15 protein-coding genes and 3 tRNA genes are annotated in these 20,315 nt (G+C 73.3%); 8 read left to right on the top strand and 10 right to left on the bottom strand.

The features are described 5' to 3' along the window. Positions 1 to 27: 27 nt before the first annotated feature. Complete coding sequence (locus JEK78_RS16270; RefSeq protein ID WP_200259973.1) at positions 28 to 954, top strand: N-acetylmuramoyl-L-alanine amidase; 927 nt, start codon at positions 28 to 30, stop codon at positions 952 to 954. A gap of 239 nt (positions 955 to 1,193) precedes the next feature. Here JEK78_RS16270 and JEK78_RS16265 read toward each other — a convergent pair. The 3 genes from JEK78_RS16265 to JEK78_RS16255 all read right to left on the bottom strand — a co-directional run bounded on the left by JEK78_RS16265 (position 1,194) and on the right by JEK78_RS16255 (position 1,610). Beyond that, positions 1,194 to 1,270, bottom strand: a tRNA-Ile gene (locus tag JEK78_RS16265). Positions 1,271 to 1,459: 189 nt separating this feature from the next. Then, a tRNA-Asn gene (locus tag JEK78_RS16260) sits at positions 1,460 to 1,532 on the bottom strand. A 5-nt stretch (positions 1,533 to 1,537) separates the two neighbouring features. Beyond that, positions 1,538 to 1,610, bottom strand: a tRNA-Asn gene (locus JEK78_RS16255). A gap of 143 nt (positions 1,611 to 1,753) precedes the next feature. On the opposite strand from JEK78_RS16255, the gene JEK78_RS16250 reads away from it, so the two are divergent. From JEK78_RS16250 to JEK78_RS16235, 4 genes are all read left to right on the top strand, one after another. Beyond that, positions 1,754 to 2,059: a YtxH domain-containing protein gene (locus JEK78_RS16250; protein WP_200259970.1), complete on the top strand. Its 306-nt coding sequence runs from the start codon at positions 1,754 to 1,756 to the stop codon at positions 2,057 to 2,059. A 99-nt stretch (positions 2,060 to 2,158) separates the two neighbouring features. Beyond that, positions 2,159 to 3,613 carry an FGGY family carbohydrate kinase gene (locus JEK78_RS16245; RefSeq protein WP_200259967.1) on the top strand — a complete coding sequence of 485 codons (1,455 nt, stop codon included), beginning with the start codon at positions 2,159 to 2,161 and terminating at the stop codon, positions 3,611 to 3,613. Between the two features lie 267 nt (positions 3,614 to 3,880). Beyond that, on the top strand, positions 3,881 to 5,614 hold the full coding sequence (locus JEK78_RS16240) for an ABC transporter ATP-binding protein (RefSeq protein WP_200259964.1): 1,734 nt from the start codon (positions 3,881 to 3,883) through the stop codon (positions 5,612 to 5,614). Beyond that, on the top strand, positions 5,614 to 7,542 hold the full coding sequence (locus JEK78_RS16235; protein WP_200259961.1) for an ABC transporter ATP-binding protein: 1,929 nt from the start codon (positions 5,614 to 5,616) through the stop codon (positions 7,540 to 7,542). Before JEK78_RS16240 ends, JEK78_RS16235 begins: the two co-directional genes overlap by 1 nt. A gap of 78 nt (positions 7,543 to 7,620) precedes the next feature. On the opposite strand, the gene JEK78_RS16230 is transcribed toward JEK78_RS16235, so the two are convergent. The 4 genes from JEK78_RS16230 to JEK78_RS16215 all read right to left on the bottom strand — a co-directional run bounded on the left by JEK78_RS16230 (position 7,621) and on the right by JEK78_RS16215 (position 13,760). Then, entirely contained in the window at positions 7,621 to 8,805 is a 1,185-nt protein-coding gene (locus tag JEK78_RS16230; RefSeq protein WP_200259958.1) for an RNA polymerase sigma factor, read from the bottom strand. A 243-nt stretch (positions 8,806 to 9,048) separates the two neighbouring features. Beyond that, the gene (gene dnaG, locus JEK78_RS16225; protein WP_200259955.1) at positions 9,049 to 10,971 is read right to left on the bottom strand and encodes a DNA primase; all 1,923 of its coding nucleotides are present in this window, start codon (positions 10,969 to 10,971) and stop codon (positions 9,049 to 9,051) included. 124 nt (positions 10,972 to 11,095) lie between these two features. Continuing rightward, positions 11,096 to 12,358: an FAD-dependent oxidoreductase gene (locus JEK78_RS16220; RefSeq protein ID WP_200259952.1), complete on the bottom strand. Its 1,263-nt coding sequence runs from the start codon at positions 12,356 to 12,358 to the stop codon at positions 11,096 to 11,098. Between the two features lie 97 nt (positions 12,359 to 12,455). Continuing rightward, a complete protein-coding gene (locus tag JEK78_RS16215; protein ID WP_200259949.1) occupies positions 12,456 to 13,760 on the bottom strand; it encodes a deoxyguanosinetriphosphate triphosphohydrolase in 1,305 nt (434 codons plus the stop codon). Between the two features lie 176 nt (positions 13,761 to 13,936). Here JEK78_RS16215 and JEK78_RS16210 point away from each other — a divergent pair, with 176 nt between their 5' ends. The 3 genes from JEK78_RS16210 to JEK78_RS16200 all read left to right on the top strand — a co-directional run bounded on the left by JEK78_RS16210 (position 13,937) and on the right by JEK78_RS16200 (position 17,797). Next, positions 13,937 to 16,189: a molybdopterin oxidoreductase family protein gene (locus JEK78_RS16210; RefSeq protein ID WP_200259946.1), complete on the top strand. Its 2,253-nt coding sequence runs from the start codon at positions 13,937 to 13,939 to the stop codon at positions 16,187 to 16,189. A gap of 348 nt (positions 16,190 to 16,537) precedes the next feature. Beyond that, positions 16,538 to 17,065, top strand: a complete 528-nt coding sequence (locus JEK78_RS16205; protein ID WP_200259943.1) for a hypothetical protein — start codon at positions 16,538 to 16,540, stop codon at positions 17,063 to 17,065. A gap of 114 nt (positions 17,066 to 17,179) precedes the next feature. Then, positions 17,180 to 17,797: a class F sortase gene (locus tag JEK78_RS16200; RefSeq protein ID WP_200259940.1), complete on the top strand. Its 618-nt coding sequence runs from the start codon at positions 17,180 to 17,182 to the stop codon at positions 17,795 to 17,797. A 68-nt stretch (positions 17,798 to 17,865) separates the two neighbouring features. Here the strand turns inward: JEK78_RS16200 and JEK78_RS16195 are convergent, their stop codons facing one another. The 3 genes from JEK78_RS16195 to JEK78_RS16185 form a co-directional block, all read right to left on the bottom strand. Continuing rightward, the gene (locus tag JEK78_RS16195) at positions 17,866 to 18,018 is read right to left on the bottom strand and encodes a thiocillin family RiPP (RefSeq protein ID WP_200259937.1); all 153 of its coding nucleotides are present in this window, start codon (positions 18,016 to 18,018) and stop codon (positions 17,866 to 17,868) included. Positions 18,019 to 18,182: 164 nt separating this feature from the next. Further along, positions 18,183 to 18,965, bottom strand: a complete 783-nt coding sequence (locus JEK78_RS16190) for a sulfite exporter TauE/SafE family protein (protein ID WP_200259934.1) — start codon at positions 18,963 to 18,965, stop codon at positions 18,183 to 18,185. Positions 18,966 to 19,153: 188 nt separating this feature from the next. After that, complete coding sequence (locus JEK78_RS16185; protein WP_200259931.1) at positions 19,154 to 19,825, bottom strand: alpha/beta fold hydrolase; 672 nt, start codon at positions 19,823 to 19,825, stop codon at positions 19,154 to 19,156. Between the last annotated feature and the right edge of the window lie 490 nt (positions 19,826 to 20,315).

Raw genomic sequence — 20,315 nt, 5'->3', positions numbered from 1 at the left:
GCCGTTCCGATTCCGGAGGTCTCACTCATGGCCACACCCATGGCCTCGGCCACGTTCCTGTCCGCCCTGCTCTCGGAGGGCCTGACCGTCGTGGAGGTCGGCGACTGGCCCGCCCACCACCGCAACCACGTGGGTCCCTGGGGGCCCGTGCACGGCGTGATGATCCATCACACCGTCACCAGCGGCTCCGCGCACACCGTCGACCTTTGCCGCCGCGGCTACGCGGGGCTGCCCGGCCCGCTCGCCCAGGGGGTCATCACCAAGGACGGCCGCGTCCACCTGATCGGCTACGGCCGAGCCAACCACGCCGGCCTCGGCGACGACGACGTCCTCCAGGCCGTCATCGCGGAGCGGGCCCTGCCGCCGGACGACGAGGCGACCGTCGACGGCAACCGGCACTTCTACGGCTTCGAGTGCGAGAACCTCGGCGACGGCCAGGACCCCTGGCCCGCCGCGCAACTGGAGGCCATCGAGCGGGCCGCGGCAGCCATCTGCCGCCACCACGGCTGGAACGAGAGGAGCGTGATCGGCCACCTGGAGTGGCAACCCGGCAAGATCGACCCCAGAGGGTTCACCATGGACTCGATGCGGCAGCGGATCGGCGCCAGACTGGGCGGGGCCGCGTCCGGCCCGGCCCTCCCTCCGCCGAGGCGACCGGTCGTCGACCTCTCCCGGCTGCGCGCCGCCGCCCGGACGGACCCGTCCGCGGCGGGGACACCCGTCACCTACGGCGGCGTGCGGACGGTGGAGGCCGCCCTGGTGGACGAGGGGCTGCTGGCCAGGCAGCGGCTCGACGGCCACTACGGGAGCGACACCGTGCGGGCCTACTCCCGCTGGCAGCAGCGCCTCTACCCGGGCGCGAGCACCGCACCCGGCGGAGCCGCCGACGGCATCCCCGGCCGTGACTCCCTGACCCGCCTCGGCCAGGCCCACGGCTTCGACGTGCGGGACTGAACCACGGGGGACGGTCCGTTCGGAAGGTCCGAGCGGACCGTCCCGCCGACCGATCACGGCCCCGAATCGCCGACCGCCGCGTCGAGGAGGGCGTGTCCGCGCCGGAGTCGGGCCCGGTCGACGGGGGCGTGGCTCCCGCACGAGAGCGGGAAAACGATCTCCATGGCCCCCTGGGAGTCCCCGGGTCGGCGAAGTTCTCGGCTCCGACGCGGGTGAGACGGTCCTGGACCGGCACACGATGGTGGGGCGGGTGGGACTCGAACCCACGGCCGACGGATTATGAGTCCGCTGCTCTAACCGGCTGAGCTACCGCCCCATCGCGGCGTGTCGCGTACATGTGTGCGCGTCGTCTGCCGCAGCATAGCCGGTCATACGATCTCCCGCTCCGGCTGGTCGGCTTCCCTCGGCACCACGATGACCTTGAAGACCCTCCAGCCCGCGACGCGGTTCCCGAGTCACCACCACCAAAAGAAGAAGGACCCCGTCGGGGTCCTTGTTCGGCGTGCTCCCCCGACTGGACTCGAACCAGTAACCTGCCGGTTAACAGCCGGCTGCTCTGCCAATTGAGCTACGGAGGACCGAGCTCCCCCGACTGGACTCGAACCAGTAACCTGCCGGTTAACAGCCGGCTGCTCTGCCAATTGAGCTACGGAGGAATGCCTCGTCGCGACGGACGTACCTCCCCGGACCTCCGCCGGGGGGCGCGCTCTCGCCGCGACACATACATTAGCGCAAGCAGGGGGGTGCTCCGCCAATCGGTCCTCCCGGCGCCGCTGACACTCAGGGAAGGGTGGTCGTCATGTGTTACCGCCTCACGTTCGTCGCAGGGCTGGCCGTGGGCTTCGTGCTGGGCACGCGTGCCGGGCGGGAGCGCTACGAGCAGCTGAGGAAGGCGGCCGACCGCTTCGCGCGGAACCCGACCGTCCGCAACACCGCCGGTTCGGCGGCCCACCAGGGGCGCCACTACGCGGACAAGGCCTACCACGCGGTCAGCGACCGAGTGGGCGCCAGGATGCCGGAGTCGGTGGCGGAGCGGATGCGGTCCCTGCGCGAGAGCGACGGGAACGGCCGCCCGAGGGACGACTGGGGCACCGGCGAGTCCTGAGCGAGTCCGCGAGCACGCCCCGCCGTCCGCCCCACCACGCGCTCGTCGCCCGGGCCGCCTCGGGCACGGCACGCCTCCCGGTGCGGCAGAATTTTCGCCATGGGGATAGTCGCCGGGTTGGACAGTGCACCCGATTTCACTCGCATCGTCGTCTGTGACGCGGACACCGGGGCCGTACTGCGGCAGGGCCACGCCCCGCACCCGCTGGAGGGTCCCGAACGCGGTGGGCGCCCCTCCGACATCGACCCCCAGGCGTGGCTGCTCTCCCTCGGCGAGGCGGCGGGCGGGGGTCTGCTGGAGGGCGTGCAGGCCATCGGCGTCTCCGCTCAGGCCAACGCCATCGTGCCGGTCGACTCCCAGGGCGGCTCGGTGCGACCGGCGATGGTGGGCGGCGACAAGCGGGCGCAGGTCGCCGCCGCGGACCTGATCGACGCACTCGGAGGGCGCGAGGCGTGGGCGCGGGCGGTGGGCTGCGTCCCGCAGGCGGCGCACCCGGTGACCAAGCTGCGGTGGCTCGCCCGGAGCGAACCCGACGCCGCCGCCCGCACCGCCATCCTCCTCCAGGCCCACGACTGGCTGGTCTGGCAGTTGTTGGGGCGTCCGGTGCGGCGGACCACCGACCGGGGCGGAGCGTCCGGCACCGGTTTCTGGTCCGCCGCGAGCGGGGCCTACCGGGCCGATCTGGTGGAGCTGGCCCTGGGCCACACGGCGATGCTTCCCGAGGTGATCGGTCCGGCCGAGGCGGCGGGGCGGACTCCGGAGGGGTTGTTGATCTCGGCAGGGACCGGGGAGACGATGGCCGCCGCCTTCGGACTCGGCATCGGCCTCGGGGACGCGGTGATCTCACTCGGGGCCTCGGGGTCGGTGATGGCGGTGCACCCCGAGGCACTGGTCGACGGAACGGGCATGATCACCTCCTTGGCCGACGCGACGGGGATGCACCTCCCGGTGGTCACCACGCAGAACGCGGTGCGGACGTTGCGCGGCACCGCCGAACTGCTCGGGGTGCCGGACCTGGAGGGGTTGTCCGAGCTGGCGACGCGGTCGACGCCGGGTTCGCACGGTCTGGTCCTCCTCCCCTACCTGGAGGGGGAACGGACGCCGAGCCTGCCGCACACCGCGGGCACCCTGGCCGGGCTGCGGCGCGAGTCGATGAAGCCCGAGCACCTGGCGCGCGCCTCGTTCGAGGGGATGCTCTGCGGCCTGGCCGACGCCCTGGACGTGCTGCGCGGTCGGGGGGTGGACGTGCGCCGGATCTTCCTGCTGGGCGCGGCGGCCGGCCTGCCGGCCGTGCGGTCGGCGGCCCCCTCGCTGTTCGGCGCGCAGGTCGTCGTGCCGCAGCCCGCGGACTACGCGGCCATCGGCGCCGCCAGACAGGCGGCCTGGGCGCTCGGGGTGTCCCAGGGCACCCTGGACTCGCGCACGCCGCCGGCCTGGCGGGGAGCGGTGGCCCAGGTGTTGGATCCCGGCGACGACCTGGCGGTGGGCCAGGCGGTGCGTCAGCAGTTCGTCTCCGTGCGGGAGCAGGTCCACCCGGGGGCGCTGCGGCCGTAGGGCGGAGGGACCCGCCCGGTGGCGGCGAGGCCGTCCGCGAGGGCATCGAGGGGCTCACGTCCCTCTCCTCGGCGACCCGGCGAGGGGTGGCGCCTCGGCGCCGGGGCGACCCGTCCGGCTCGTACGGCTTCGTCCGGGGGAATGGCGTCCGCCGACCCGCCGCACCCCATTCGCTTAATCGGTTGAAGCCGCCCCGGCGGGATGCGCGACTATGGGGGCCGGCGGGGACGACCCGGGCCCCGCCGCCGACGACGCCGAAAGACCAGAGTGCTCATACGACTGCTACGGGCCAGTCTCAGGCCCTACGAGAAGACCGTCGCCTTGGTGGTGGCCCTGCAGTTCCTGCAGACCGGCGCCGGCCTGTACCTGCCCACGCTCAACGCGGACATCATCGACCGCGGTGTCGTCCTCGGGGACACCGGCCACGTGTTGTCCCAGGGCGCCGTGATGATCGGCGTCTCCCTCGCGCAGGTCGTCTGCAACATGGCGGCCGTCTACTACAGCGCCCGCACGGCCTCGGCGGTCGGCAGGGATCTGCGGGCGGCGGTCTTCGACCGGGTCCAGACGTTCTCGGCTCGGGAGGTCGGGCACTTCGGCGCCCCGTCGCTGATCACCCGGACCACCAACGACGTGCAGCAGGTCCAGATGCTGGCGCTGATGACCTTCACCCTCGCGGTCTCGGCGCCGATCATGTGCGTGGGCGGGGTGGTGATGGCCCTGGGACTGGACGTGCCGCTCTCCGGCGTCCTGCTGGCGGTCCTGCCCGTCCTCGTCGTCCCGGTCTCGGTGATCGTCAAGCGACTTCGACCGCTGTTCCGCGCCATGCAGGAGCGGTTGGACACGGTGAACCGGGTGCTGCGCGAGCAGATCACCGGCAACCGGGTGATCCGCGCCTTCGTGCGGGACGGCTACGAACAGCGGCGGTTCCGGGCGGCCAACACCGAGCTGACCGAGGTGTCCCTGGGGGCCGGGAACCTGCTGGCGCTGATGATGCCGGTCGTGATGACGGTGGTGAACCTGTCCTCGATCGCGGTGGTGTGGTTCGGCGCGCACCGCATCTCGGGGGGCGGGATGCAGATCGGCGAGCTGACCGCCTTCCTGGCCTACCTGATGCAGATCGTGATGTCCGTGATGGTGGCCACCTTCGTCGTCATGATGATCCCGCGCGCCGAGGTGTGCGCCGAGCGGATTCAGGAGGTGCTGGACACCGACAGCAGCGTGGTGCCGCCGCTCGCTCCGGTCACCGCTCTGCCGCGTGGTGGGCACCTGGAGATCCGGGGCGCCGGGTTCCGCTATCCCGGCGCGGAGGAGCCCGTCCTCTCCGCCGTCGATCTGACGGCCCGGCCGGGCGAGACGACCGCCGTGATCGGCTCCACGGGCAGCGGCAAGTCCACCCTGCTCGGGTTGGTCCCCCGCCTGTTCGACGTGACGGAGGGCGAGGTCGTGGTGGGCGGGGTGGACGTGCGGGAACTGGACCCGGGCACGCTGACCCGCGAGGTCGGGCTGGTGCCGCAGCGGCCCTATCTCTTCGCCGGCACGGTGGCGACGAACCTGCGCTACGGACGCCCCGACGCCACCGACGAGGAGCTGTGGGAGGCCCTCGACGTGGCGCAGGCCCGGGAGTTCGTGGAGCGGCTGGAGGGCGGGCTGAACGCGCCGATCGCCCAGGGCGGCACCAACGTCTCCGGCGGCCAGCGCCAACGGCTGGCCATCGCCCGGACCCTGGTGCAACGCCCCCGGGTCTACCTCTTCGACGACTCCTTCTCCGCCCTCGACTACGCGACCGACGCGGCTCTGCGCGCGGCGCTCGCCCGGGAGACCGCCGGGGCGACGGTCGTCATCGTGGCCCAGCGCGTGGCGACCATCCGGGACGCGGACCGGATCGTGGTCCTCGACGAGGGTCGGGTGGTGGCGGTGGGCCGGCACCGGGAGCTGATGGCGTCGGACGAGACCTACCGGGAGATCGTGCTCTCCCAACTGACGGAAGCGGAGGCCGTCTGATGGCCGGGTCGGCGGCGAGGATGATGTCCGGGAGCGGACCGGACCAACGCTCGATGGACTTCGTCGGTTCCGGGCGGCGGCTGATGTCGCAGTTCCGGCCGGAGCGGTGGACGCTCGTGTCGCTCCTGGTGTGCGTGGTGGCCGGGGTCGGGCTGAACGTGATCGGGCCGAAGATCCTCGGCAACGCCACCGACCTGGTCTTCGCCGGGGTCGTGGGGCGGGACATGCCCGAGGGCGCGACGAGGGAACAGGTTCTGGAGGCGATGCGGGCGCGAGGGGAGGACGGCGTCGCCGACATGCTGAGCGGGGCGGACTTCACCCCCGGTCAGGGCATCGACTTCGGAGCCGTCGCCGCGGTGCTCCTCGCGGCCCTCGGCGCGTTCGTGCTGGCCGGGCTGTTCATGGCGGCCGGCACCCGCCTGGTGAACCGCGCGGTCAACCGCACCGTGTTCCGGCTCCGCGAACAGGTGCAGGCGAAGCTGTCGCGGTTGCCGCTGTCGTACTTCGACGGGGTGCGGCGCGGCGAGGTGCTGTCGCGGGCGACCAACGACATCGACAACATCGGACAGACCCTCCAGCAGTCCATGGGGCAGATGATCAACTCGGTGCTGACGATCCTCGGCGTGCTGGCGATGATGTTCTACGTCTCCTGGATCCTCGCGCTGGTGGCCCTGGTGACCGTGCCCCTGTCGTTCCTGGTCGCCACCCGGGTCGGAAAGCGGGCACAGCCGCACTTCGTGCGGCAGTGGCACGCGACGGGAGAGCTGAACGCCCACATCGAGGAGATGTACACCGGTCACTCCCTGGTCAAGGTCTTCGGCCGGGAGGAGGAGTCGGCCGGACGGTTCGCCGAGGAGAACGAGGCGCTGTACCGGGCGGGCTTTCGCGCGCAGTTCACCAGCGGTGTGATGCAACCGTTGATGATGTTCGTCTCCAACCTGAACTACGTGCTGGTGGCCGTGGTCGGCGGACTGCGGGTCGCGTCCGGCTCGATGACGATCGGGGACGTGCAGGCCTTCGTCCAGTACTCCCGCCAGTTCTCCATACCGCTGACCCAGTTGGCGTCGATGGCGAACCTGGTGCAGTCCGGCGTCGCCTCGGCCGAGCGGATCTTCGAGCTGCTGGACGCCGAGGAGCAGCGTCCCGACCCGCGGCCGGCCCAGCGGCCCGCGGAGCCGGTCGGCCGGGTGCGGTGGGAGGAGGTCTCCTTCCGGTACGACCCCGATCGGCCGTTGATCGAGAACCTGTCGCTGACGGTGGAGCCGGGGCACACGGTGGCCATCGTGGGCCCCACCGGCGCGGGCAAGACGACGCTCGTCAATCTGCTGATGCGGTTCTACGAGGTCACAGCGGGGCGCATCACCCTGGACGGCGTCGACATCGCCCGGATGTCCCGGGACGAACTGCGCTCCGGCATCGGCATGGTGCTCCAGGACGCGTGGCTGTTCGGGGGCACGATCGCCGAGAACATCGCCTACGGCTCCGCACGGGAGGTCACCCGCGGGGAGATCGAGGAGGCGGCTCGCGCCGCGCACGCCGACCGGTTCATCCGCACCCTGCCCGACGGCTACGACACGGTGATCGACGACGAGGGCTCGGGCATCAGCGCGGGCGAGAAGCAACTCGTCACCATCGCCCGGGCGTTCCTTTCCGACCCGGTCATCCTCGTCCTGGACGAGGCGACCTCGTCGGTGGACACCCGCACGGAGGTGCTGATCCAGCGGGCCATGGCGAAGCTGTCGCAGGGGCGCACGTCGTTCGTGATCGCCCACCGACTCTCCACCGTCCGTGACGCCGACACGATCCTGGTCATGGAGGAAGGCTCCCTCGTCGAACAGGGCCGCCACGCCGACCTCCTCGCCGCGGGCGGCCCCTACGCCAGGCTCTACCGGGCGCAGTTCGCCGAGGCGGTCGCCGAGGTCGACTGAGCGACGACCGGCCGCCGGCGCCCTGGGGACGCCCGCGGCCGGGAGGAGGGGCGGAGGGTGTCGCCCCGGGCGCCGCTCTCAGTCGAGGTACCCCCGGAGCTGGTCGGCGAAGGCGTGGTCGCGCAGTTTGGCGAGCGTCTTGGACTCGATCTGACGGATCCGCTCCCTGGTGACCCCGAAGAGGCGGCCGATCTCCTCCAAGGTACGCGGGCGGCCGTCGACGAGGCCGTAGCGCAACTGGACGACCTTGCGCTCCCGCTCGCCGAGAGTGGTCAGGACGGCGTGCAGGTGCTCGCGCAACAGCAGGAAGGCGGCCGACTCCACCGGGCTCGCGGCGTCGCCGTCCTCGATCAGATCGCCGAGTGCGACGTCGTCCTCCTCACCCACCGGAGCGTGCAGCGAGACGGGTTCCTGGGCCAGCCTCAGCACCTCGCCCACCCTCTCCGGGAGCAGGTCGAGGTGGGCGGCGACCTCCTCGGGCGTCGGCTCGCAGCCGCGTTCCTGTGTCAGGCGACGCTGGACCCGCACCACCCGGTTGATCAGTTCGACCACGTGGACGGGGACCCGGATGGTGCGGGCCTGGTCCGCCAGCGCCCGCGACATCGCCTGCCGGATCCACCAGGTCGCGTAGGTGGAGAACTTGTAGCCGCGGGCGTAGTCGAATTTCTCCACCGCCCTTATCAGGCCCAGGTTGCCTTCCTGCACCAGATCCAGCATGGTCAGCCCGCGTCCGACGTACCGCTTGGCCACGGAGACGACGAGCCGGAGGTTGGCCTCGATGAGGCGGCGCTTGGCCACCCGACCCATGACGACGAGCCGGTCCAGGTCGTGGGCGAGCCCGGTGTCGAGGTCCGGGGTGCCCGCCAGCTTCTCCTCGGCGAACAGGCCCGCCTCCACCCGGCGGGCGAGTTCGACCTCCTCGGCCGCGGTGAGCAGCGGGACTCGTCCGATCTCTCGCAGATACTGGCGGAAGAGATCGGCGGAGGGCCCCGCGGACTGGGCGCGGGCGGAGACCGGGCCGGCCGGCTCGGCGCTCGGCTCCACGACGGCGCGAACCCCGCCGGAACCTTGTTCGGGCTCGGCTTCCCGCCCGACGAGGGGGGCGGGTTCGACCGGCAGTCCGCGCGGTGACGCGGGCCCTACCGGGGTCGGGCGGAGCCCGGCCCGTTCGCCCGCGGGGACCGCGAGCGGCGCCCCGGTCTCGGCGGCCGGTGCCGCCGCGCCGGGGCGGCCTTCTGTCTGGGTGAGGGTCCGGGTCTGCACGGGGGGCGACCTCCAGGATGAACGCCGCCGAGACGGACGGCGGCGACACGGGGTCGGAGCGGGGGCCTCGCCGCCGTCCGCGCCCCGAGAAGAGAGGCGGAACCGCGGGCTCGGGACCGTCGCGAGGGCGGGCCGGCCACGCTCCGAGGACTCAGGTACCGAACCCCAGTGTGGGGCACGTCGCGCCACCCCCACGAGGGGTGTGCGGTGACTTTTTGCGTTCGGGTCGTGACCGCGGGGTGGTCACAGTGCGGCGGGTCCTCGCTCCTGCAGGGCCCGGTCGTAGCGCTGAAGGACCATCAGTTCGTTCTGGACGGCCGCGGCCTCGGCCGGGTCCCCGAACTGTCCGGCGCGGGTCAGCGCACTGTGCAGCTCATCGATCCGCCGTGCCACCGCGCGCCGGCGCACGGTGACCAACTGGGCTCCCGCGTAGACGGCGTCGACGTCCTTGACACCCCGGGGCAGCATGATCGACTCGACGGCCAGCTCGGTGACCATGGCGCGCACCGTGTCGTCGGGGGCCGCCTCGCGGACCCGGACCAGGTAGTCGGGCGGATCGGCCGCGCCCGTCTCGGTGCCACCGGCATCCGACACGGCCTGCCGGACGGCCGCGTAGGGCGGGGCGGTGAATTCGTCGACCCCGTAGGCGTCGAAGGCGGGCGCCACCAACTCCGGTCGCTGAAGGGCGAGCTTCAGCAGCTCGCGTTCGGTCGCGTGGACCGGGTTGCGCAGGTGCAGCGCGGGGCCGCGCGGCGCGGCCGGCCTCTCGGGGGGCGGGGCGGCGGGGCCGGAACGGGGCCGGCCGTCGCCGGGCGTCGGTCGGCCGCCGCGCTCGCGGGCCCACCGCGCGATCCTGGCGACCCGCTTGACCACGAACTGGGTGTCGAGGATGCCGAGCATCCCGGCCAGCTGCACGGCGACCTCGTGCTGGGCCCCGGTGTTCTTGATCCGGGCGACCACCGGCGCCGCCTCGTCCAGGGCCGCCGCGCGACCCGCCGGGGTGTCCAGGTCGTAGCGGCCCACGATCTGCCGGAGGGCGAACTCGAACAGCGGGGTGCGCGGCTCGACCAGCTCCGCGACGGCCCGGTCCCCCTTGGCGAGGCGCAGGTCGCAGGGGTCCATGCCGTCGGGGGCGACGGCGATGTACGTCTCGGCGGCGAACTTCTGGTCGTCTTCGAAGGCCCTCAGGGCGGCCTTCTGCCCGGCTGCGTCGCCGTCGAAGGTGAAGATGACACGCGCGCTGCCGTTGTCCATCAGCAGTCGGCGCAGGATCTTGATGTGCTCGGTCCCGAAGGCGGTGCCACAGGTCGCGATGGCCGTCGGCACCCCGGCCAGGTGGCAGGCCATGACGTCGGTGTAGCCCTCGACGACCACCGCGCGGGAGGTCTTGGCGATGTCCTTCTTCGCCAGGTCGATGCCGTAGAGGACCTGGGACTTGCGGTAGACCGGGGTCTCGGGGGTGTTCAGGTACTTGGGGCCGGTGTCGGAGTCGTGGAGCCTGCGGGCGCCGAAACCGACGACCTCGCCTCCGATGTCGCGGATGGGCCACATCAGTCGGCCGCGGAACCGGTCGATGGGGCCGCGGCGGCCTTCCTGGGACAGGCCGGAGACGACCAGCTCCCGGTCGGTGAAACCCCGGCCGCGCAGGTGCCGGGTCAGGTGGTCCCATCCCTGCGGGCTGTAGCCGACGCCGAAACGGACCGCGGCGGCCTGGTCGAAGCCCCGCTCGGCCAGGAAGACCCGACCGATCTCGCCCTCGGCCGCCTCGGCCAGCCGTTCCGCGTAGAACTCCGCGGCGGCCTTGTGGGCCTCGATCAGGCGGATCCGCTCGCCGCGCTGGTGGGCCGGGTTGTATCCGCCCTCCTCGTAGCGCAACGTGATCCCGGCCTGGCCGGCGAGCCGCTCGACCGCCTCGGAGAAGGAGAGGTGGTCGACCTTCATCACGAAGGTGATGGTGTCGCCGCCCTCCTGGCAGCCGAAGCAGTGGAACAGCCCCTTGCCGGGGCTCACCTGGAAGGACGGCGACTTCTCGTCGTGGAACGGGCACAGCCCCTTGAGGTTGCCGCCGCCCGCGTTGCGCAGTTGCAGGTACTCGGACACGACGGCGTCGATCGGGACCGCGTCCCGAACCGCCTTCACGTCCTCGTCGTTGATCCGTCCCGCCACGGGGAGAGTCTACGGGGCGACGCGGACACCCCCGGTCCCTCGGGCCGGCCGGGGCGAGCGCGAACCGAGGCGGGAACGGGGCCCGCCGACGCGGACACGGCGCGGGGCGCGAGCCCGGGCGGGGTCAGGGCGCCAGGTCCTCCAGCGGGCGGTGCGGATCGGCGAGCGCCTCGGCGTCCACCCGGTCGCCCGCCCGGATCAACCGCCGGATCGGCTCGGTGACGTCCCACACGTTCACGTTCATCCCGGCAAGGACCCTGCCCCGCCGCAGCCAGAACGCGACGAACTCCCGCTTGCCCGCGTCCCCGCGGATCACGACCTGGTCGTACGACCCCGGCGGCGCCCAGCCCGTGTACTCCATGCCGAGGTCGTACTGGTCGGAGAAGAAGTAGGGCATCCGGTCGTAGGAGACCTCGCGGCCGAGCATGGCGCGGGCCGCCGCGGGACCGCCGTGGAGGGCGTTGGCCCAGTGCTCCACGCGGAGAGTCCCGAACAGCGGGTGCGGGAAGGAGGCCACGTCGCCGGCGGCGTGGATGTGGGGATCGGCGGTCCGAAGCGCCGCGTCGACGACGACGCCGCCGCCCCCCTCCCGGTCGGCGATCTCCAGACCGGCGGCCTCGGCGAGGGAAGTGCGCGGGGCGGCGCCGATCGCCGCGAGCACGGCGTGCGCCGGGTGCTCCTCGCCGTCGTCCGTGCGGGCCGCGAGGACCGCGCCGTCCTCTCCGACGATCTCGGTCAGCCGCGCCCCGAAGTGGAAGCGCACGCCGTGCGCCCGGTGCAGTTCGGCGAACAGGCCGCCCAGCTCGGGGCCGAGCACACCGTGCAGGGGGGTCGGCTCCGGCTCCACGACCGTGACCTCGGCACCGTACTCCCGGGCCGCGGCGGCGGCCTCCAGGCCGATCCATCCGCCGCCGGCGATCACGAGATGCCCGTTGTCCCGGCCCAGCGCGGCCAGGGCACCCTTCAGACGCTCCGCGTGGGCGAGACGTCGCAGGTGGTGCACGCCGGCCAGACCGGTGCCGGGCACATCCAGGCGTCGCGGCTCGGCACCGGTGGCCAACAGCAGCTTGTCGTACCGGATCCGGGTGCCGTCGTCGCCGTAGTGGATCGTGCGAGCGTCGCGGTCGATACCGACCACCGTCTGACCGAGGTGCAGTTCGATGTCGTGCTCGGCGTACCAGGCGGGCTCGTGGACGAAGACGGCGTCCCGGCCCTCCTTGCCCAGCAGGAACCCCTTCGAGAGCGGCGGGCGCTCGTAGGGGTTGTCGCGCTCGTCGCACACGAGGATCACCCGGCCGGTGAACCCCTCGTCGCGCAGCGTCTCGGCGGCCTTGGCCCCGGCCAGGCCACCTCCGACGATGACGAATGTCTGGTCCGCGTCCACCACGTCTTGCCTCCTCGTCCGGATCTTCGCCACCAGCGAGCGTCCCGCACCCGGCGGGCGGCGGGAAGGGGGGATGGCCCGAACAGGTCAGTCCCGGGAGTCACCGATCCGCGGCGAGGCGCGCGTGCAGGGCTCGCGCCGCGAAGTCGGTGAGTGAGGCGACCTGGTCGACGATCACCCGTTTGCGCGCCCGGTCGTCCCCGGCCTCGGCGAAGAGCGCCCGAAACTGCGGGTCCAACCCGAACGGGGCCCGGGCCGCGAGCGCCTCCGCGAGCTCGGCCACCACGACGCGCTGATCGGCGCGGAGCCGCTCCTGTTCGGCGCGCTGTATCACGTACCGGTGCGCGACCGCCTTGAGCACCGCGCACTCCGTCCGCGTCTCCCGGGGCACCACCAGCTCGGCGCCGTACCGGGTGAGTCGGCCGCCCCCGTACGCCGCCCGGGTGGCGTTCTCCGCCGCGGTGCAGAAGCGGCCGATGAGCTGGCTGGTGGCGTCCTTCAGCCGGGCCTGCGCGCCCGCCGAACCGTCGTATCCGTGCGGCCACCACTCCTGGGCGAGCAGCCGGTCCAGGGCCGCGGCCGACTCCGCCGCGTCGGCGCCCTCGGGGGCGTACCGCTCCACGGCGACGGCGAAGACCGCCTCCCGTTCGGGGTCGGCGAGCAGGCACCCGGGGTCGATGTGCCCGGCGTGCAGCCCGTCCTCCAGGTCGTGCACCGAGTACGCCACGTCGTCGGACCAGTCCATCACCCGCGCCTCCAAACAGGTGCGGCCCTCGGGCGCGCCCTCGCGGAGCCAGCGGAAGACGGGCAGGTCGTCCTCGTAGACCCCGAACTTCGCCGACTCCGGTCGGGTGGGGTGTCCGCCTCGGGCCCAGGGGTACTTGGTGGCGGCGTCCAGGGCGGCACGGGTGAGGTTCAGGCCGACGGGCCCCTCTGGGGTGAAGCGCTTGGGCTCGATGCGGGTCAGCAGGCGCAGGGACTGGGCGTTGCCCTCGAAGCCGCCGCAGTCGGCGGCGAACTCGTCCAGCACCTGCTCGCCGTTGTGCCCGAAGGGCGGGTGGCCCAGGTCGTGCGCCAGGCAGGCGGCCTCGACCAGGTCGGGGTCGCATCCCAGGGCAGCGCCGAGCTCCCGCCCGACCTGGGCGCACTCCAGGGAGTGGGTGAGCCGGGTGCGCGGGCTCGCGTCCCAGGCCGGAACCGGGCCGGTGGCGTCGGGCGTGACCACCTGCGTCTTGCCCGCGAGGCGACGCAGCGCGGCCGAGTGCAGAACGCGCGCGCGGTCCCGCTGGAAGGCGGTGCGACCGGGCCGCTTGTCCGGCTCGGGGGCCCAGCGGTCGATCGACGCCGGATCGTACCCCGGGGGCACGCCGAGGGGTGACGCGCATGCGGGTGCGGTTCCTGCCATACCCCGACAGTACGCGCGAGCCCGGACATCCCGTCGGGCGGGGTCGGGGACGGGGGCGGGCGTAACGGCGTCCCCGGGGCCGCTCACGGCGGCCGGACGGGCGCGGCGAGGGAGGCTTAGGACTGCCGTAACGGAGGCCGCCCGGTCGTGTAACAGCGCACCGGCACGGTGGGCGGATGCCGACGACGACCGGGGCGACGCCCACGCACTGCCCGTACTGCGCCCTTCAGTGCGGGATGAACCTGTCCCCCACCCCGGACGGGAGCGTGGGGGTGTCCGAGCGGGTGGACTTCCCCGTCAACCGGGGGGCGCTGTGCGGCAAGGGCGCGACCGCGCCCGCCCTGCTGGCCCCCGCCGGCCGTCTCACGGGCCCGCTCGCACGCGACGACGCCGGTGCTCTGGTGCCGGCGACCTGGGAGGAGGCCCTGGACCGGGTCGCCGCGCGGCTCGCCCGGACTCGCGCCGACCACGGGCCCGACGCTGTCGGGGTGTTCGGCGGCGGCGGACTGACCAACGAGAAGGCCTACGCCCTGGGCAAGTTCGCTCGCGTGGCGCTGGGCAGCTCGCAGATCGACTACAACGGGCGGTTCTGCATGTCGTCCGCCGCCGCGGCCGGCGTCAGGGCCTTCGGGCTCGACCGGGGGCTGCCCTTCCCCTTGGAGGACGTGTCCGGGACCGGGTGTGTGGTGCTCGTCGGCGCCAACCCCGCCGAGACGATGCCACCGGCACTGCGCTATTTCGACGGGCTGCGGGAGAACGGCGGCACCCTGATCGTCGTCGACCCGCGGCGGACCAGGACCGCCCGGCGCGCCGACCTGCATCTGGCGCCCCGGCCCGGCACCGACCTGGCGCTCGCGCTCGGGATGCTGCACCTCGTCGTCGCCGAGGGGCGGGTGGACGAGGAGTACGTGCGGCGGCGTACCTCGGGCTGGGAGGAGGCGCGGGCCGCCGCGATGGCGCACTGGCCGGAATACGTGGAACGCGTCACGGGGGTTCCGGCGCCGCGGCTGCGGGAGGCGGTGCGACTGTTCTGCGCGCCGCCCGCCGCGATGGTGCTGACCGCGCGGGGGCCCGAGCAGCAGGCCAAGGGCACCGACACGGTGAGCGCCTGGATCAATCTGTGCCTGGCGACCGGCCGCGCGGGTCGGCCGCTGTCGGGATACGGCTGCCTGACCGGGCAGGGCAACGGGCAGGGCGGACGAGAGCACGGGCAGAAGGCGGACCAGCTGCCCGGCTACCGGAGTCTGACCGATCCCGGGGACCGGCGACACGTGGCGGCGGTCTGGGGCGTGGACCCCCGGTCGCTGCCGGGCCCCGGACGGAGCGCCTACGAACTGCTCGACGCCCTCGGCACCGACGTGCGGTCGCTGCTGGTCATGGGGTCCAACCCGGTGGTGTCCGCGCCCCGGGCCGCCCACGTGGAGGAGCGGCTGCGCTCTGTGGACTTCCTTGCCGTGTGCGACGTGGTGTTGTCGGAGACGGCGGCGCTGGCGGACGTGGTGCTGCCGGTGACGCAGTGGGCGGAGGAGACGGGCACCACGACCAGCCTTGAGGGGCGGGTGTTGCTGCGTCGGCGGGCCGTGGCCCCGCCACCCGGGGTGCGCGGCGACCTGGAGGTGCTGCACGGGCTGGCCGCCCGACTCGGCGGTGGGCGGGGACTGGAGGAGAAGTTCCCCACCGACCCCGAGGAGGTGTTCGAGGAGCTGCGACGGGCGAGCGCGGGCGGCCCCGCGGACTACTCCGGTATCAGCTACCGCCGGTTGGCCGAGGAGGGCGGGGTGTTCTGGCCCTGCCCGGCCGACGTCGACGGGGAGGGACGCGCGCGACCGGCGGAAGGGGAACGCGCGGCCGGGGAGGGCGGGGCGACCGGCGGTGAGTGGGCGCGGGGCGTCGCGGCGACGACGGGCGGACCGCCCGGGAAGGGCGGGCCTCGCGCCACCCACCCGGGCACGCCCCGGCTCTTCCTGGAGCGGTTCGCCACCGACGACGGCCGGGCGCGGTTCGCGCCGGTGTCCCACCGGCCGATCGCGGAGGAGCCGGACGACACCTACCCGGTGTTGTTGACCACCGGGCGGGTGGTGTCCCAGTACCAGTCGGGCGCGCAGACCCGGCGGATCGACGCGCTGAACGCCGCCGCGCCCGGCCCCTTCGTGGAGGTGCACCCGCGGCTGGCGGAGCGTCTGGGCGCGGCCGAAGGCGACTCGCTGACGGTCGTGTCGCGGCGCGGCCGGGTGGTGGCCCCCGCCCGGGTCACCCCCGGCATCCGGCCCGACACGGTGTTCATGCCGTTCCACTGGCCCGGCGAGGGCCGCGTCAACACGGTCACCAATCCGGCGCTCGACCCGACGTCGGGGATGCCGGAGTTCAAGGTGTGCGCGGTTCGCGTGGAGGTGACGGAGCGGCGGGAGGCCACGGGTCGGAACGGTTGATCCGGCGTTGGGTCGGGGACCCGCCGGGGTCCCCGTGTCACCGGGTACGGGATCTCACCGTGCGCGGGGCCGAGGGTGGCGGGTCCGGCGGCGGGGTCACCCGTTCGCCCTCGGGCCCGGCGCATCCTTCGGGTGCATTCCCGCCTCCCCGTAGCACGCCGTTGACCTGCTCTCCTGTGCCGCTCGCCATGCGACGGCGGGCCGGCCGGGCACCCGTTCACCGCAGCGACGGCGCGTTGCCCGGGGGGCGGGCCGTCCCCGGTGTCACTTTGCTCGGGGACGCGGGGCGCCGCCGGTCACCGGCCGCGCCCCGAGCGAGACCCGCCGAGCAGAGCACGAGGAGCCCCGATGCGCCGTATCGCCCGACTGCTGACCGGTTCCGCCCTCGCCGTCGCGGTGGCGGGCACGGTCGCCGCTCCCGCGTACGGATCCGGCGCGGACACGGGCCGTCTGGAGGTCCTCCCGTCCTCGGTCGTCCCCGGCGAACGGGCCGAGGTGACGACCGGTGACTGCGGCGCCGGGGGCACGGCCGCGGGCGACGCCGGCGCGGTCGGCGCGGGTCCTTTCACCCTGGCGCCCGGAGAGCGTGAAGGTGAGGCGGTCGGGCACTTCCGCGTGCCGCCGAGCGCGCAGCAGGGGACGTACGAGATCGTCGCCGAGTGCGCCGTCGGGGGCCGGAGGGTGGTGGGCGACCTCGTGGTCACCCCGACGCCGGTGTCCGCCCGGGTGAATCCGCGCGGGAGCGTGCCGACGGGGGTGGGTGGCGCCCTGGGACCCGATCCCACGCGCACGGCCGCCGGTCTGGCGGCCCTGGCCCTGGCCGCCGCCGGGGGGACCTGGCTCCTGCACCGTCGCGCCAAGGGGGACGGGCCCTGAGGGGGCGACGGCTCTTCGTCGGCCGTCCGACCGGTACCGCACGTCCCACGTTCGCGTCGGCCCACCCCTCACGGGTCCGACGGAGCGCGGGGAGCCGAAGGGAGAGGGGTCGCCATGCGCGGGGTCGCCAACACGGTCATAGCCGCCCTCACCGCGGTCGCGCTGGGCTCGGGGGCCTGGCTGCTGGGTGTCGGGCCGGGGCGCGAACCACCGCAGCCGGCGGCCACCGAGGCCCGCGACGGGCGGGCCCGTCGGGCCTCCTCGGCGCCCGCGTTGTCCTCCTCGCCACCCCGGCGGATCCGGGTCGCGGCCATCGAGGTGGACGCGCCGCTGACGGGGCTGGGCCTGACGGAGTCCGGCGGACTCCAGGCCCCGCCCGAGGACGAGGAGAACCTGGCCGGCTGGTACGAGGCGGGCAGCACGCCCGGTGAGCCGGGCACCGCGATCGTCGCCGGGCACGTGGACAACGCCGAGGGGCCCGCCGTCTTCTACCGTCTCGGCGCGCTGCGGAAGGGCGCCGAGATCGAGGTGGATCGGCGGGACGGCTCGGTGGCGGTCTTCACCGTGGACGCGGTCGAGGTCCACCCGACACGGGACTTCCCCGACGAGCGGGTGTACGGCTCGGCGGGCCGCCCCGAGCTGCGGGTGATCACCTGCGGCGGCGGATACTCACGCACCACCGGCTACCGGGGCAACGTCGTCGTCTTCGCCCACCTGACGGGCAGCCGGTGAGGTGGGCGCTCCGCGACCGCGCCCGACGCCCGCCCCTTCCGCGCGGCGGGGCGGGCGGTCCCGGCGGGTCAGCCGCAGCCGACCGTGCCGATGGTCCCCGCGGTCCCTCCGATGGTGCTGACGGACGATCCGGTGCCGACCGTGGAGGCCGGCGACTGCGCGTCCGGGAGCACCTCGATCTCGGGCGTCTCCAGTTCTAGGTGCAGGTCGAGCTCGTTCACCGGGTCTCCTCCTTCGCCGTGCCACGCCGGGGCGCGGGCGGGTCGCCTGGTGTCACCGACCGCCCTGACCCCCTCTCGACGCAGTCAAGCTCCGGCGGCGAACCGGTTCATCACCCGACGCGGGTGAAACGCCGTCCAGGGGTGGGCCGGGCGGGCGTGTCGGCCTAGGCGAGCCACTGTTCGTAGGCGAGGTTCGCCACCAGCGCCGTGACGACGACCAACAGGACGATTCGGACGAAGCCACTGCCGCGCTTGAGCGCCGTGTGCGCGCCGAGCATGCCACCGGCGAGGTTGAACACCGCCATCGGCGCGGCGAGCTGCCACAGCACCGCGCCCTGCCAGGCGAACATGGCGAGCGCTCCCGCGTTGGTGCAACAGTTGACGATCTTGGCGGTGGCCGAGGCGGTCACCAGGTCGAGGTGGAGGAGGCCGGTGAGCGCCAGGACGAGGAACGTCCCGGTGCCGGGGCCGACGAGCCCGTCGTAGAAGCCGATGCCGACGCCGGCGAGACCGATGGCGGCGATCCTGCGTCGGCGAGTGGCGGGGCCGGGAGCGGGCGCGGTGCCGAAGGAGGGTCTGAGGATCACGAAGGCGGCCACGGCCAGCAACACCACCATGATCACCGGCTTGAGCACGTCGGTGCTCATCCCGGCGGCGAGGAAGGCGCCGCCCGAGGAACCGGCCAGGGCGGCGAGTCCGATACGGACCGCGGTGCCCACGTCCACCGGCGCCTTGCGGGCGTACGTCACCGCCGCGCCCGCGGTGCCCACGATGGCGACGGCCTTGTTGGTCCCCAGCGCGTGGGAGGCCGGGGTGCCGGCCGGGAGTCCGAGCAGCAGGGCGGGCAGCAGCAACAGCCCGCCCCCACCGACCACGGCGTCGATCCACCCGGCGACGAGCGCCGCCAGGCACAGCAAGGCGACCGTGGTCAGCGCTATCTCGGGCATGATCACGACATTAGGGAGGCGGCTGCGAGGTGGCCATGCCTCTGAGGAACATATGAGGTTCACCGGCGACGCCCCCGGAAGGCCCGCGACCCGCCACCCCCGTCGGGGCGGGAAACGCCTCGGCGCCCCGGCCGCGCCCGAGGAGACGAGGCCGGGGCGCCGAGGCGCGCGAGCGGGGAGGGCGGGCGTCAGGCGATGAAGTCCCGCACCTTGGTGTAGTTGCCCGAGTCGTCGTTCATGTCGTTGTGGCTGACGCAGCCCACGTTGACGTTGGTCGCGCCGTCCAGCTTGGCGGACGTGTCCGGGTTGATCAGGAAGTCGCAGGACGAGTACAGCGCGAGGTAGTCGACGTCGCCGGGGGTCTCGTCACCGGAGTTGAGCGTGCTCAGGAAGCCGCTGCCCGCCACCATCTCCCAGCAGGAGGTGTAGAAGGAGCACAGGACGCTGAAGTTGGTGCCGTGGTTGACGCCGGCCACCGAGACGAAGTCGTCGACGTACGAGGTGCCGCCGTTGTACTTGACGTACCAGCGGCCGTTGAGGGCGCCCATGGAGTGGGTGACGATGTCGACCTTCTCCGCACCGGTGGCCGCGCGGACCTGGGCGACCTTCGTGGCGAGCTGCGAGGCGGTGGTCTTGTTCGACTGCCGCCAGTTGTAGGACCAGGTGTGCAGCTCCGAGGAGTCGTACCCGTCGGCCTTGAACTTGTCGACCCATGTGCTCCAGGTGCTGGACGAGCTGCTGAGGCCGTGCACGAAGAGGACCGGGTTGCGCGTGTCGGCCTGGGCGGGCGACGCGGCCAGGAGGGGGGTGACGGCGGCGACCACGGCACCGATGGCGACCATGCGAGCGGAGCGCTTCATAGGGCTGTCTCCAGCGTTCGGACACACCTCACCCGTCGAGGGGCGGTGGTGTGAGTGGGGGAATGGGGAGTGGCACCGGCCGGTGGCGCGGAGAAAGTGACACACGGCAAGCAGTTACCGCTAGGTAGCCGAAGGTCTCATTCAGGTGACAACACGCAGCGTGGGCCGTGCGATGACTGCTTGTCATGGACAAGTTGTATGCGATCCGGGTACTCCGGACTCCCACCCACCCCCCGCCACGAGGGCCACCGGGCGCGCCGGAGGGCCCCGCCGGGCGGCCCGGTCGGCCCTACCGAACCGCCCCGGGGCACGGTCGACACGCGCCGCGGCCTCGCCGCCCCCTTCGCGCCCACGCCCCTCACGGAGCGCGGCGAACCCTCCGGGAACCGACGGATCGGGTGAACACCCCATGAACCGGAGTCTTCCTGACGAGGCGCCCCCTCGACGGCGTCCCAGGGGAGGGGGCTCGCGTCGCCGCGGCGGGTCGAGT

This window comes from Streptomyces sp. HSG2, assembly GCF_016598575.1.
GTDB lineage: Bacteria > Actinomycetota > Actinomycetes > Streptomycetales > Streptomycetaceae > Streptomyces.
The sequence above is the reverse complement of the archived record's forward strand: the minus strand, read 5'-3'. Positions and strand labels throughout refer to the sequence as shown.

Excerpts from the sequence above, each read along its gene's own strand:
- JEK78_RS16270 (WP_200259973.1), top strand. The coding sequence starts at position 28 with ATGGCCACACCCATGGCCTCGGCCACGTTCCTGTCCGCCCTGCTCTCG.
- JEK78_RS16250 (WP_200259970.1), top strand. The coding sequence starts at position 1,754 with ATGTGTTACCGCCTCACGTTCGTCGCAGGGCTGGCCGTGGGCTTCGTG.
- JEK78_RS16245 (WP_200259967.1), top strand. The coding sequence starts at position 2,159 with ATGGGGATAGTCGCCGGGTTGGACAGTGCACCCGATTTCACTCGCATC.
- JEK78_RS16235 (WP_200259961.1), top strand. The coding sequence starts at position 5,614 with ATGGCCGGGTCGGCGGCGAGGATGATGTCCGGGAGCGGACCGGACCAA.
- JEK78_RS16215 (WP_200259949.1), bottom strand. The coding sequence starts at position 13,760 with ATGGCAGGAACCGCACCCGCATGCGCGTCACCCCTCGGCGTGCCCCCG.
- JEK78_RS16210 (WP_200259946.1), top strand. The coding sequence starts at position 13,937 with ATGCCGACGACGACCGGGGCGACGCCCACGCACTGCCCGTACTGCGCC.
- JEK78_RS16205 (WP_200259943.1), top strand. The coding sequence starts at position 16,538 with ATGCGCCGTATCGCCCGACTGCTGACCGGTTCCGCCCTCGCCGTCGCG.
- JEK78_RS16200 (WP_200259940.1), top strand. The coding sequence starts at position 17,180 with ATGCGCGGGGTCGCCAACACGGTCATAGCCGCCCTCACCGCGGTCGCG.
- JEK78_RS16190 (WP_200259934.1), bottom strand. The coding sequence starts at position 18,965 with ATGCCCGAGATAGCGCTGACCACGGTCGCCTTGCTGTGCCTGGCGGCG.
- JEK78_RS16185 (WP_200259931.1), bottom strand. The coding sequence starts at position 19,825 with ATGAAGCGCTCCGCTCGCATGGTCGCCATCGGTGCCGTGGTCGCCGCC.